Annotated in this window: 11 protein-coding genes and 1 pseudogene; 5 read left to right on the forward strand and 7 right to left on the reverse strand. The window is 37.4% G+C overall.

The annotated features are described in order from the left end of the window. Nucleotides 1–15 precede the first annotated feature (15 nt). Nucleotides 16–714 (forward strand): orotidine-5'-phosphate decarboxylase, encoded by a 699-nt coding sequence (pyrF, locus tag ACH63V_RS06105; RefSeq protein WP_263614967.1) that lies wholly within the window; start codon nt 16–18, stop codon nt 712–714. Here the strand turns inward: pyrF and ACH63V_RS06110 are convergent. After that, nucleotides 711–1,622, reverse strand: coding sequence for a lysine exporter LysO family protein (locus ACH63V_RS06110; protein ID WP_396462994.1), 912 nt, complete (start codon nt 1,620–1,622; stop codon nt 711–713). The two genes, pyrF and ACH63V_RS06110, sit on opposite strands and share 4 nt — an antisense overlap. Nucleotides 1,623–1,671: 49 nt before the next feature. Continuing rightward, complete coding sequence (locus tag ACH63V_RS06115) at nt 1,672–3,219, reverse strand: flavin-containing monooxygenase (protein ID WP_396462995.1); 1,548 nt, start codon at nt 3,217–3,219, stop codon at nt 1,672–1,674. A gap of 121 nt (nt 3,220–3,340) precedes the next feature. On the opposite strand from ACH63V_RS06115, the gene ACH63V_RS06120 reads away from it, so the two are divergent. The 4 genes and pseudogenes from ACH63V_RS06120 to ACH63V_RS06135 all read left to right on the forward strand — a co-directional run. Continuing rightward, nucleotides 3,341–4,360, forward strand: a complete 1,020-nt coding sequence (locus tag ACH63V_RS06120; protein WP_215903663.1) for an AraC family transcriptional regulator — start codon at nt 3,341–3,343, stop codon at nt 4,358–4,360. Nucleotides 4,361–4,443: 83 nt separating this feature from the next. Continuing rightward, nucleotides 4,444–5,586, forward strand: a complete 1,143-nt coding sequence (gene zapE / locus ACH63V_RS06125; protein ID WP_151789524.1) for a cell division protein ZapE — start codon at nt 4,444–4,446, stop codon at nt 5,584–5,586. Nucleotides 5,587–5,956: 370 nt separating this feature from the next. After that, the gene (locus ACH63V_RS06130) at nt 5,957–8,122 is read left to right on the forward strand and encodes a malate synthase G (RefSeq protein ID WP_396462996.1); all 2,166 of its coding nucleotides are present in this window, start codon (nt 5,957–5,959) and stop codon (nt 8,120–8,122) included. Nucleotides 8,123–8,221: 99 nt separating this feature from the next. Further along, a pseudogene (locus ACH63V_RS06135) lies at nt 8,222–8,335 on the forward strand (GNAT family N-acetyltransferase); the annotation flags it as partial. Between the two features lie 83 nt (nt 8,336–8,418). On the opposite strand, the gene ACH63V_RS06140 reads toward ACH63V_RS06135, so the two are convergent. The 5 genes from ACH63V_RS06140 to ACH63V_RS06160 form a co-directional block, all read right to left on the reverse strand. Further along, nucleotides 8,419–8,832: an ExbD/TolR family protein gene (locus tag ACH63V_RS06140; protein ID WP_396462997.1), complete on the reverse strand. Its 414-nt coding sequence runs from the start codon at nt 8,830–8,832 to the stop codon at nt 8,419–8,421. Nucleotides 8,833–8,851: 19 nt separating this feature from the next. Then, nucleotides 8,852–9,274: a biopolymer transporter ExbD gene (locus ACH63V_RS06145; protein ID WP_000525862.1), complete on the reverse strand. Its 423-nt coding sequence runs from the start codon at nt 9,272–9,274 to the stop codon at nt 8,852–8,854. A gap of 15 nt (nt 9,275–9,289) precedes the next feature. Further along, nucleotides 9,290–10,171 carry a MotA/TolQ/ExbB proton channel family protein gene (locus ACH63V_RS06150; protein ID WP_151789521.1) on the reverse strand — a complete coding sequence of 294 codons (882 nt, stop codon included), beginning with the start codon at nt 10,169–10,171 and terminating at the stop codon, nt 9,290–9,292. A gap of 40 nt (nt 10,172–10,211) precedes the next feature. Then, entirely contained in the window at nt 10,212–10,934 is a 723-nt protein-coding gene (locus ACH63V_RS06155) for an energy transducer TonB (RefSeq protein ID WP_151683013.1), read from the reverse strand. Nucleotides 10,935–11,045: 111 nt separating this feature from the next. Continuing rightward, nucleotides 11,046–13,718, reverse strand: coding sequence for a TonB-dependent receptor (locus ACH63V_RS06160; RefSeq protein WP_396462998.1), 2,673 nt, complete (start codon nt 13,716–13,718; stop codon nt 11,046–11,048). Between the last annotated feature and the right edge of the window lie 313 nt (nt 13,719–14,031).

Here is a 14,031-nt window from a genome sequence, read left to right on the forward strand (position 1 = left end):
CCCTGATTTTATATGATGGAAGAAAGTCTCTTGAGTATCATTGTTGCGTTGGATGCTAAAAGCCAATATGACGCTTTAAAAATTGTTGAACAACTTGATCCTACGTTATGTCGCGTAAAAGTAGGTAAAGAGCTTTTTACTCATGAAGGCCCATCTGTTGTAAAAAAACTTCAAGAAGAGAATTTCGAAGTTTTCCTAGATTTAAAATTCCATGATATTCCTAATACAACTGCTCAAGCTGTATGTGCTGCGGCAGATTTGGGTGTATGGATGGTGAACGTACATGCATCAGGTGGTCGTAAAATGATGGAGACCTGTGTAGAGCGTTTAAAGGCCGGTAATTATCAAACTCAGTTAATTGCAGTAACAGTTTTAACTTCAATGGGTCGTGAAGACTTAAAAGATATTGGGTTAGATATTGAACCTGTAGAGCAAGTTAAAAGATTAGCTAAACTGACTAAAGATAGTGGTTTAGATGGTGTAGTTTGTTCTGCTCAAGAAGCTAAAATACTCCGTGAATTAATTGGGCAAGATTTCTCTTTAGTTACTCCTGGAATACGTCCAGAGGGTAGCAATGCAGATGACCAAAAACGTATTGTAACTCCAAAACAAGCAATGCTTGATGGTTCTACTCATTTAGTTATTGGTCGCCCGATTACTAAAGCAGAAGATCCAACTCAAATGTTGAAATCAATTCTTGCTTCAATTGCTTAAAAGTTTAAAAACACAGTAATTAAAAGTGGAGCGAGCAGGCTTAGAAGTAAGCCACTCATCATGGCATGTGGTACATAATGTGTGCCACATGACTGTTTTACCATAGCTAATGTTACATCCATCGAGGTAGCGCCAGCGCTTGAAATTGCTGGACGTGGAAAACGCCATCCCATTGTGTACATCAGCAATATTGCCACTATTTCTCTAAATAGGTCTGTAAGTAAGGCTATTCCACCTAACTCAGCTGAATGTAATTGTGTAAATAAAATACCTGACATTGAATACCAACCATAGCCTTGGGCTAGAGCCAGCATTTCATTAAGTGTAAAATGATTGCCTAGTAAGAAATAGTTGAGAAAACCAGCTATGCATGAACCTATAAAGGCAGCCAAAGGTACAATAAGAATTTTCCAGCTTAACCATGTACGGTTGAAATGAGTAAAGGCAAGTTCGATTCCGATTAAAAAAATAAAAAGTAAGAGTAAATACCAGCTATTAAATGGAATATGGATATTTAGCCGAGTAAAAAGAACACCTAAAATTACGCCGACAGTTAAAGCTAGAAATGCCTTGGCAATATTTTTTAGAGCATTTATAAAAAGCTGAAGTGAAATTTTTCCTTTAACGCTTTCTTTATCAAATATTGTATAGGCAATTAAACAAGTAAAAAAAGAACCGAGAGAGGTGGTAAGTGCAATTAATAGAGCAGGTGGGAGTATAGTAGAAGGATTTTCAATTTGATCAAGTGCAAGTGTTAATTCTAAAGCGACACTTGCTAATAAAATATAAGAGAAATAAGGCAGAATTTTAAAAATAAACTGCCGAATATTTAATGAAAGTTTAGGACCTAGAAAATAACCAAAAGCTAATACAAGAAAAATTTGAATAATGAGGCTAACAGATTGCATATAATAATAGATAGATTGTTATCAACCCATCTATTATGTATCGAACATATTATGCTGCATAGCTCTTAGAGCATTTATTTAATAGCAAATAATCTTTGGGATTCACTTTACGGGTTTCTAACCAATATTTCCAAGTATAAGTTGGCCATAAAGAGAAGTTCTTCCCATCGGCAGCCTGATACCAACTATTACAGCCACCTGCTTGCCATACAGTACCTTGAAGTTGTTTCTGTATTCTTTCATTGAAGCTATCTTGGACTTCCGGTTTAATTTCTATCGCATGTTGACCAGATTTATCGACAAGTTCAATCAGTTGTAAAATATAATTAACTTGTGACTCGATCATAAAAATAACTGAGTTATGACCTAAAACAGTATTTGGTCCGACGAGTTGGAATAGGTTAGGAAAATTCTTGGTCATAATGCCATAATAACTTTCTGCACCATCTTTCCAAGCCTGTTTTAATTCAATTTGATTAAGACCAACACAAGTAAAGTGTTTTAAGTAAATGCGTGGATCTGTAATAAAGCCAGTTCCATAAATCAGACAATCAATAGGTCTTTCTTTTCCATCTTTTGTGATAATGCTGTGCTCTTTAATTTCTTGAATACCATCCGTCACTAATTCAACATTTTTACGGTTAAATGTCGGGAAGTATTTATTTGAAATAAGAATGCGTTTACAACCCATCACAAAGTCTGGTGTGAGTTTCTTAGCTAATTCTTTATCTTTGACTTGGAAACGTATAAAAGCCTCAGCTAATTTTTGCCCATATTTCATAATTTGCGGCTGAACTATAGGAACAACACGTGATTCGTTACTCCAATAAAGGCGGCTGCGATGAATTTTTCTGTAAAGATTAGATGTTTTAAATAGAGTTTTACTCAAACTGGAGTATTTACGTTCATCTCGTGGAATAACCCATGCGGCTGTTCTTTGAAAGACATATAGTTGTTTAACATCTTTAGCTATTTCAGGAATATATTGAATTGCGCTACCACCTGTACCAATAGATGCGACTGACTTTCCGTTTAAGTCATAGTCATGTTCCCATTGTGAGGAGTGAAAGACTTTACCTTTAAACTTTTCGATGCCACGAATATGAGGGATTTGTGGAATATGTAAGGGGCCAGAGGCAAATACTACAAATTGTGCTTCGAGAGAAGGTTGGTTTGTAAAGTCTAACGTCCATACATGGCGCGTTTCATCATACTGAACATGATTAACTTCATGATTAAATTTACAGTAGTTTTTAATTTGATATTTTTTGGTTACATCTTGAATATAATCAAAAATTTCCGGTGCTGCCGCATAACGTTTTGACCAGTCAGTTTTAGGTGCAAAAGATAAAGAATACATATGTGACTGGACGTCACATGCAGCTCCCGGATATCGATTTTCTCGCCATGTTCCACCAACATCATTAGATTTTTCTAAAATAAGAAAATCTGTTTGTTGATTCTGTAATAGACGAATAGCCATTGCAAGGCCACCGAATCCAGCACCAATAATTGCGATTTTAGTTTTTTGAATAGCGTTTTGTTTTGCACTGAGCATTGTAAACCCTGCATATGCTGTAAAGAGGATTGTAGGCAAGCCTAACGTTTTTTGATCAGTTTAAACATGATTGTATCGACGTGAAAATTGATAGATTCGGCAATTAATTTTATTACTTCTTTATAGTAAAACATTTCAGTCTAGAGAAATTGATTGAAGAATGAAACGATCGGCACTTGGTTTAATCTATTTAATTCAAGGAATGCGCAATGCGGGCATTGATGTCGACTCACGTTTGGCAGATATCGGTATTAAAGTAGATTCCTTGGACCCCAGTTCAACAATTCATGACAGTTTAGAATGGGATATTCAACAAATTATTAGTGAAAATGTTGATCCTGAAAAAGGATTATTCATTGGGCAGCACTATGCATTAGCAGGTTATGGCCCTTTGTTAATGCTACTTGTAACAAGTCAAGATATACAAACCGCCTTAGAAAAAGGCATAAAATATCAAAAACTTACTCATTTATTTGGTACTTTGAGCTTACAAGAAACTGAAAATCATATTATTTTGAACTATTTACCTGTCGATTTAAAAACAGAAAACGGTTTACTTCGTGCCCAATGTGAAATTTCGGGGACCTATAAGTTTATTCAGGATATTTATACCATGATGGGCTTAACCATGCCTCATATGCGTATAGATGTACCGTTTCCTAAACCAAATAATACAGATACCGTTGCTCAATATTTCTCATATTATGGAGATGATCTGCATTTTAATTCTACACATGCAGCATTTAGCCTAAGTAAGAACGTGCTTGAAATAAAAATTCCTTCGGCAGATATCATTACTCATCGTATCTATGAAGCTAAATGTATTAAAGAAATAAAACGATTAAATGAGCAAGATCATCAAATACCACCCATTATTCAATATGTGCAAGATTATCTAGAGCTACAACAAGGAATTATCCCGAGCATGGCGGAAACCGCTTTTGCTTTAAAAATGCCTGAAAGGACATTAAGGCATCAATTGCAGCAGCTTAATACGAGTTATAAACAAATTCGTGAACAGATTATTAAGAATAAGGCGCTTAAACTTATGGAATATAAAGAATATTCAATAGAGGTTATTGCTGAATCGCTTGGCTATTCTGAACCTGCAGCTTTTAATCATGCATTTAAAAGATGGTTTGGGCAGAGCCCTCGGCAATATGGAAAGGAGTTTTACTGAGCATAACTCTTGATGCTAAAAGCTAATGTGGTCGGACAAAATGTTCGCTATACTCTCTTCAGTTAAAATTGAAATAAAATGATATGTTAAATTTAAAATCTTCTCATAGTACTGCATTTACCCCTTCTTCCCCAGCAGAACGCTATGCTGAGGCATTGGCTTCAGGCCAATTCATGGCAGATGAAGCACAAGCACAGGCAGTGCAAGAATTAGATCGTGTATGGAAAGAACTTTTAAATCGTTATAAGGCCTCTAAAAAAGCTTTCCGTCGTTTCCGTCGTCAAACCTCACCAAAGGGTGTATATATGTGGGGCGGTGTAGGGCGTGGCAAAACTTGGCTTATGGATCAATTTTACGAATCTGTGCCGTTTCGCCGTAAAACACGTATGCATTTCCACCACTTTATGCAACACGTTCATAAAGAATTAAATAAACTTTCTGGCCAACGTAATCCACTCGATATCGTGGCTGATCAAATCTATAAAGATGCTGTTGTTATTTGTTTCGATGAGTTCTTCGTTTCAAACGTAACAGATGCAATGATCTTGAGTGATTTATTCCAGAAGTTATTTGTTCGCGGTGTGACGCTCATTGCAACTTCAAACATTGCACCAGACGGTTTGTATAAAAATGGGATTCACCGTGATCGATTTATTCCTACAATTGAAATGGTTAAAAAGAACTGTGTCGTTTTAAATGTAGATGCAGGTGTGGATTACCGTTTACGTGTTTTAAAACAAGCTCAATTGTTTAAATCACCACTGGGCAATGAAGCTCAAAACTGGATCTCAGAGCGTTATACAGCTTTAACTCATACTCAAACGAATTCTCATGAACCGATTGTGATCAATAACCGTGTTGTTGAAACGCTAGGTCACACAGAAGATGTTTTATGGTGTGAGTTCTCTGAACTTTGTTTAAAGCCGCGTAGTCCTGCAGACTTTATTGAAATTGCCAATATCTATAATACTGTTCTGGTGAGTAATGTTCCGCACTTAACTGACTTCTTGTCAGAAGGTACACGTCGTTTTATTTATCTAGTCGATGAATTTTATGATCGTGGCGTGAAGTTACTTTTAACTTCTCAAGACAGCATTATTGATATCTATCAAGGCGAGAAATTGGCTTTTGAAATTGAACGTACTCGTTCTCGTTTGTTAGAAATGCAATCAGATGAGTATTTGCATTCTGAGCATCGTCATATTGATGCGACTAAAACTTCTTAAAAAATGAGATATAAAAGAGCGCTCTAAATAGGGCGCTTTTTTTACAATAAAAATAGATAAATTTAGCTAAATAATACTTTTTCATTGTGCAAAGTTTGATATAACTAAATACGCTTTAGAAAAAATAAGATAGTGAAACTTTTTGTATGTTAACAAGAAGTCTAGTTTCAGTATCTTTTAATATTGAATAAATTGTTGGGAAACCTAGTTAGAATTTTAATATTTTCCTATATAGAAAAATTTATCTTTGTCAATAGTTTTGCAAGGGAAAATGCTTACTATTTAGGAATGTGATATTAGTATTCAGCTTAATTTAAATCGGTATACTAGGTTTCTCTTGGTATAAAAAGTAGCAACTTCAGGAAAGACAATGACTGCACGTATTCAAAAAGGCAAGTTAGCGATTGCTAAAGAACTTTACGATTTTATCGAAAATGAAGCTTTACCAGGTTCTGGTTTAGATAGTGAAACTTACTGGAAGAACTTTGAGCAAGTTGTTGTCGATCTTAGCCCAAAAAATAAAGCATTATTGGCTAAGCGTGATGAATTACAAGCAAAAATTGATGAATGGCACCGTAATAACAAATTTGAATTAGGTGCTTATAAAGCGTTTTTAACTGAAATTGGTTATTTATTACCAGAAGTTGAAGATTTCCAGATCACAACTGAAAACGTAGACGAAGAAATTGCATTATTGGCAGGTCCGCAGTTAGTAGTGCCTGTACGTAATGCACGTTATTGCTTAAATGCAGCAAACGCACGTTGGGGTTCTTTGTACGATGCACTTTACGGCTTCGATGTAATTTCTGAAGAAGGCGGTGCTGAAAAAGGGAAAGGATATAACCCTGTACGCGGTGCTAAGGTAATTGAATTCGCTAAGAATTTCTTAAATGAAGTTTTTCCACTTGCACAAGGCTCACATGCAGATGCAACTAAATATGCAATTGAGCAAAATAAACTTGTTGTAACTTTGAAAGATGGTACTAAAACAGGTTTAGCTCATGAAGCTCAATTTGTTGGTTTCAATGGTGAAGAGGCAAATCCTTCAGAAGTTGTACTTTTAAGTAATGGTTTACATGTCATTATTGAAATTGATGCGAATAGCCCAATTGGTCAAACTGATTTAGCAGGTGTTAAAGATTTAACACTTGAAGCTGCGGTTACAACGATTCAAGATCTTGAAGATTCAGTTGCAGCTGTAGATGCAGAAGAAAAAGTTGAAGGTTACCGTAACTGGTTAGGTTTAATGAAGGGTACACTTCAAGAATCTATCGAAAAGAATGGTAAAACAATTGTTCGTGCGTTAAGCAAAGACCGCGAAATTAAAAACTTAATTGGTGGAATAACAAAACTTCATGGTCGTTCACTTATGTTACTTCGTAACGTAGGTCACTTAATGACGAACCCTGCGATTTTAGTAGATGGTGAAGAAATTTTTGAAGGTATTATGGATGCATTGGTAACTCCATTGTTATCAGTTGCAGATATCCGTAGTACAAACGAAAATAAAAACTCTCGTAAAGGGTCTATGTATATTGTTAAGCCAAAAATGCATGGTCCAGAAGAAGTTGCTTTTGCTGTTGAATTATTTGAACGCGCTGAGCAAGCGCTAGGTTTACCAGCGAAATCTTTAAAAATCGGTATTATGGATGAAGAACGCCGTACATCTGTAAACTTGAAAAACTGTATTGCTGCTGCTAAAGATCGCACTATCTTTATTAACACTGGTTTCATGGACCGTACAGGTGATGAAATCCATACTTCTATGGAAGCTGCACCAGTTGTTCGTAAAGAAGCGGTTAAAACACAAAAATGGATTGCTGCTTACGAAAACCGTAACGTTGCAATTGGCTTGAAATGTGGTTTACAAGGTAAAGCGCAGATTGGTAAAGGTATGTGGCCAAAACCAGATAGCATGAAAGATATGTTGGCAACTAAAGCTGCTCATCCAAATGCTGGTGCTTCATGTGCTTGGGTTCCATCACCAACTGGTGCTGTACTTCATGCGATGCATTACCATCAAGTAAATGTAAAAGCGCGTCAAGATCAGTTAAAAGCTGAAGAAATGTTGTCATTAGATGACCTATTAACACCTCCATTTGCACCTGATACAAACTGGTCAGCGGAAGAGATCAACAATGAACTTGAAAACAATTGCCAAGGTATTTTAGGTTATGTTGTTCGTTGGGTTGACTTAGGTGTAGGTTGTTCGAAAGTTCCTGATATTAACAACGTGGGCTTAATGGAAGACCGTGCAACATTACGTATTTCTTCTCAACACGTTGCGAACTGGTTACGTCACGGTATCGTGACTCGTGAACAAGTTGAAGAAGTGCTTAAACGCATGGCAAAAATTGTTGATGAGCAAAATGCGAATGACCCATTGTATAAACCAATGGCAGCTAACTTTGAAACAAATATTGCTTTCCAAGCAGCTTCTGACCTTATCTTTAAAGGTTGTGAACAGCCTTCAGGTTATACTGAACCGTTATTACACGCTGCTCGTTTAAAGTTAAAAGGTTATACAGGTGACTAATTTTAACCTGTTATAAAAAAAAGCCTCTTCGGAGGCTTTTTTATTTTCGGTATATTTTATGCTTATAAAGTGCAGACTTATAGTTAAAAGGTTTTGATATTGATTAATTTAAAAAATCTTAATCGTGAGAATTGGATTCAATGTGCAAAGTTGTCGTTGGATGAATCTCAAAAGGACTATGTTGCACCAAATGTATATTCTATTGCTGAGTCTTGAATATTTCGCTTCAAAAAAACGCTAACTGAAGATTCAAGTTAGCGCAGGAGTTAATAGAGTTAAATAGATTAAAAGCAATATTAGTTACTGCTCACAATTCCAATTTTAGTGACACCTAAACGCTGTGCTGTAGCCATAACCATCGCTACATTTTTATATTCAGCCATCTGGTCTGGTTTGAGTTTGATCTGGTCTTGATCTTTTTTAGCAACAACATCTTGAAATAAAGTCTCTAGTGCCTTGCGGTCAGAAACCGCTTGGTTATTCCAAAATACTTTGCCTGCTGCATCAATTCTTACATCAATCACTTCAGGTGGCTTTTCATTTGTTGGTGGTGGTGTGCCATTTGGCAAATTAATATTAATCGCGTTGTTTGGTGCAGGTATGGTAATAATAAACATGATAATGAGTACCAACATGACATCAATAAGAGGTGTCATGTTGACTTCTAACATCACATCGTCATCATTATTTGAACCGACATTCATACCCATAAGATTCTCCTTAAAGTAATTACGGGGAGGCTGGAGGGGTAGTAACAAATGCAATTTTGCCAATACCAGCTTGTTTGGTCGTACTAATGACCTGATCTATCGCTTCAAAATGAGTAAGCTGATCTCCTCGAATATGTACCTCCGGCTGCGGTCTTTTTTGTGCCACAGCCTGTAATTTTGCTAACAATATTTCTTTATTAGGTACATAACTTTCGTTCCAGAAAATATCTCCTTTCTTATTTACTGAAAGTTGAATATTTTCAGGTGTAGTTGCGTACGGCGTATTTTTTTCTTCTGGCAGTTTCACCGGAACTGTATGAGTAACTACCGGAATAGTAATAAGAAAAATAATAAGTAAAACCAACATGACATCAACTAGAGGCGTCGTGTTAATTGTTCCAATCATTTCGTCATCATCTTCAGAACCAACACTCATACCCATAATGTTTGCTCCTGATTATTTGATACTGCGGTTAACTGAATTATTGGTATTAATTTCACCGCTTAATAAAACTGCATGTAAATCTGAACCAAACGAACGGACGTTTTCCATTACTGCTTTATTGCGACGAGTCAACCAGTTGTAACCAAGTACAGCCGGTACTGCGACTGCAAGACCAATAGCTGTCATAATCAGAGCTTCACCGACAGGTCCTGCAACTTTATCAATAGACGCCTGACCTGAGATCCCGATTGCAGTTAACGCGTGGTAAATTCCCCAGACTGTTCCGAATAGGCCCACGAAAGGTGCCGTAGAACCTACAGTTGCTAAAAAGGCTAAACCGCCACCTAAATGGTTTTGTACTTTCTCAATTGCACGTTGTATTGAAATGCTCACCCAAGTATTGAAGTCAATGCGTTCCAGTAAAGAACCGCCGTGTGACTTAGTTGAGTTAATGCCTTTTTCTGCAATAAAACGATATGCACTACTTTGTTCTAGACCATCAGCGGCATTATCTAAAGAAGTAGCTTCCCAAAAACTTTTTTCGGCTTCTTTACCTTGGCGTTTTACTTTTGCTTGTTGTAAGAATTTAGAGACAATGATGTACCACGTACCAATAGACATCAGTACGAGTATAAATAAGGTAGACTTAGCAACTAAATCGCCTTCACGCCAAAGAGCTTCCAGACCATAAGGGTTTTTAACAGTTTCACTGCTTGCAGGCTTTGGAGGTGGAGTTGGTGTATTTGCGTTTGAAGTTGCTTCTGTAGTTGCGGTTGCAACAGGAGTATTGCTCGTTTCTTCTGCAAAAGCTGTACTTAATGGGAGCAATGAGCATGCTGCGATTAAACTTGCAGAAGCGAAACGTACGAGTGGTTGAGTTGATTTTTTCATCATATTATCTCCAATATTTTTAATTTCTTACTAATTCAATTGTTTATTCAATTACGAATGGATATTCAATTTCATACCAGTCCTGCTGAGGCACGCCATCTTTCATTGCTGGTTTGAACGTACATAAGCTGTAAGCTTTAGTTGCCGCTTTATCTAAGGTTTTGCTACCACTCGACTTTTTCACTTTGGCATCAATAACTTTGCCGGAAGTATCAACTAAAACACGTATGCGCACCGTACCTTGTTCTTCATTCATTAGTGCTTCACGTGGATATTCCGGTTTTTCACAACCTGCGGAACCTTCTGAAACGCCACGAGTCACGCCAGCTGGTTTAGGCGCTGGTGCGGCTGCCGCTGGAGCAGGTGCTGCAACTGGACTTGGCGATGGTGCACTAGGTGCAGCCGGCGCGGCTGGAGCAGGAGTCGCAACTTTAGTTGGCTGAGCTACCGGAGTGGTTTTTTGTACTGGTGTCGCTACTTTCTCAACCTGTTTAGGTGGCTCAGGAACCTTGGCAACTTTTTCGACCATTTTTGGTGGCTCTGGTGGTTTTTCCTTAGGTTTTGGCTCCTCCGGTTTTGGTGGAGGAGGTGGCTTAATATCCTGAATAATTTGTAATTCCACAGGTTTTTCTGCTGGTTTTTGAATATTGTTTGCTAAACCTGACATCAGAATATAGGCAACAAGAAGATGCAGAAAAAGTACTGCGGCAATACCAATAAGGCGTTTGGCAGATTTATTTTCTATGTCTGTAAAAGTCATGCCCATAGTTACTCCTGAAACTGTAGACAAACAATTTTTTTAAATGACTGTTTGGCTAAGAATGAGTATTTGTTCTGCAAACTAACTTTTTGAGGGTTATATTTGCAGAACAACCATTTAGAACTTATATGTACCTCGTACAAAGTAAGTACGTCCTAAAGGATCTGCGTAACGTGGGTCATATCCCATTTGGAAGTTATCAATTACGTTAGAAGCAGGTGGATCTTCATCAAATATATTTTTAATGCCTGCTGTTAACTCTAGGTTTTTAAAGCCTTTGTACGTCCCTGAAATATTGTAGGTTGTATAGTCACTTACTCTATGGTTTTGATCATTCGCGTTTTGATCTTGATAACCACGTGAGAAGTTTTGTTGTAGATTTAAAGCCCAGTTCTCATAGTTCCAGTTCAGGTTGGCGGTATGTTTCCAACGCAAAATAATCGATTGATAATCTAAGCCGCTATATGATCCCGCAACACCTTTCCAGTCACCATCTGGTTCTGCTTGATATTTGTAATCTGTTACATATGTGCCATCGATATTGAAACCAAAGCGACCTGTAGCAGTCATTGGAGAGACCCAACTTAAGCCCACATCAAAACCGGATGTTTTAATACCACCTAAATTTTGTTGTGTAGTAATAATATAATTTAGTGAACCGTCAGCATTACGTACAAATTTGTCTCCATATTTCACAGGATCTGCAAATATAGCTGCTTCGGATAGTGTGGCAATTTGTTTATCTACTTCTATATTGAAGTAATCAAGAGTAAAGGCTAAATTTTTAACAGGTTCAAATACTAAACCCGCTGTAAAAGACGTTGACTCTTCTGGTTTAAGATTTTTGTTCCCACCATTTTGGCGTTTGAACTGCATATTACAGTCGCGTTCTTGTTTACCACCAGGTTGTACAACTCCTCCAGGACAAAGTGCTGGGTCGTCATATGTTGCACCTGTATTCGTGACTGAGTTCGGGCCATTAACCTCCCAAAGTGTAGGAGCTCTGAAACCTGTACTATAAGTGGTACGGAACATTAACTGTTTAATCGGCTCCCAACGAAGTGCAAATTTTGGATTGAACGTATCACCAAAGTCATTGTAGTCATCATATCGAGCAGCAATTTGAGCTTCTAAAGTTTTGTGCAGTGGAATATGAAATTCGGTAAATATCGATTTGATATTACGATCACCTTTATTTTCTGGTTCGTCTGGATCAGTACCCGTACTAGGAGCTAGTCGAGCAACATCCGCAACTACCTTTGAAGTCCAATCTTCATAACGATAGCTTGCCCCAACAGCAAACCCAACATCACCTGCTGGTAGTTTGAAAATAGGTCGACTTGCAGTGAAATCAACTGTGGTTGTGTCTAGGTTGGCTTTTAAATATTTACCCTTAACACCGAGTTGATCCCATACACCAGCATCTTCAGCGTTCTGAGGTCCGAATGGATTTAAGGTGCCATTGTTTAAAGCTTCTTGAGTTTTGTCATAGTTTAAATAGCCACTCAAGATTGCATCGGAGGCACTGCTATGTGCATAGGTCACCCCTGAATTGATATCCCACCCATGTGTTTCACCTTCAATACCCGCAAATATCCGGTGTGATTGATTAATACTATTACTTACACGATTACCAGCTTGTGAACGTAAATAAAGATCGATAGGGCCCGATGCTCCAGCAAGGGCAGGAGTTATCCCATTTCCTGGGTAATATTTACTGTTAGGGTCTAGGCTTAAATCAAAAAATACGTCTGGTGCGACTGAAGTGGTAACCTCATTTCTTGCATATAAATATTCGGCAATTGCATTAAAATTATCGCTGAGTTTAAAAGTCGCACGGCCCATTACAGAAATGTCTTCTGTTTTTGGAACAATTCCAATAACCGCTTGGCTGTTATATCTACAAGTTTTGCCATCAGGACTACTGACTAAAGGATTATCACTACAACCTATAGATGCATAAGGATTGCCTAAACCTGGAACATTGGCAGGGAATGAACCACTACTGGTTTTATTTACACCTAATTCAGGTAAGATGCCTCCGCGTCGACTGACTTTACGGTCTTGGGCCATGACATCATCGCCTTTTCGGTAATCGACAACCCCAAAAACGTTATAGCCATTTTCCTCTAAGTCACCAAAACCGCCAAAAATGCTATAGTCTTGTTGATCTCCACCTTTTTCTTCTGGTTTTTGATATCCAGCGGTTAGGTTAAGACCCGTAAACTGCTTTTTAGTAATGAAGTTGATAACTCCACCGATTGCATCTGTTCCATAAATGGAAGAAGCGCCATCACGTAAAACTTCAATACGGTCTAACATGGCGAGTGGAATAATATTTAAATTTGTCACACCACTATCGTATGCATTAGCAGCTAATCTACGACCATTCAGCAAAATAAGTGTCTTGTTAGCACCCAAAGCTCTCAGGTTTGCTGCTGACCCCACAGTTTTACTAGCGCCCACATTGCTAGCAGTTACGAAGTTTGATTGGTTTGCACTAATCTTGGCTAAGGCTTCTTCAGTTGATGTTACCCCTTGTTTTAAAATTTCATCAACTTTTACAACAGTAATTGGTGAAGCACTTTGAGCAGCAACGCCTTTGATTGAAGAACCTGTAACGGCAACTTTCACAACTTTTGCTGGTTTATCATCATTACTTGTTTGTTCGGTTTCTGCTGCTTGTGCCATGGTAAGACACATCATGCTTAAACTAAGGGTACTTAATTTAAGTATTGTCTTGCCGATCTTGGGGGTTACCTGAGATCGAACATTGTATTTTTTTTTCATCGTGGACATGATCCCTTTTTGTTGTAGTTAGCGATATTGCTGGAATGTTTTTAAGCAAAGCAAGTGCCAACTATATATTTTTCTTTTTTTAGTTTATGCAAAATATTGATAAATATTGATTTTATTATGTTTGAGGGCAGTGTTTCTGTTTCTTTTGAAGTTAAATAAATTTTCCGTTTGGCAAATTTTTTTGTATTGGCTAAAAGTTTCAAATTTATTTGTATAAAAAATATACATTAATGGACACTTCACATACTTAATAAATAAAAATGTATCGTTTTAGAACTTTATTATATGTAATGTTATACTATTT

It is taken from the genome of Acinetobacter sp. ABJ-A23_2, assembly GCF_044538765.1.
GTDB lineage: Bacteria > Pseudomonadota > Gammaproteobacteria > Pseudomonadales > Moraxellaceae > Acinetobacter > Acinetobacter nosocomialis_A.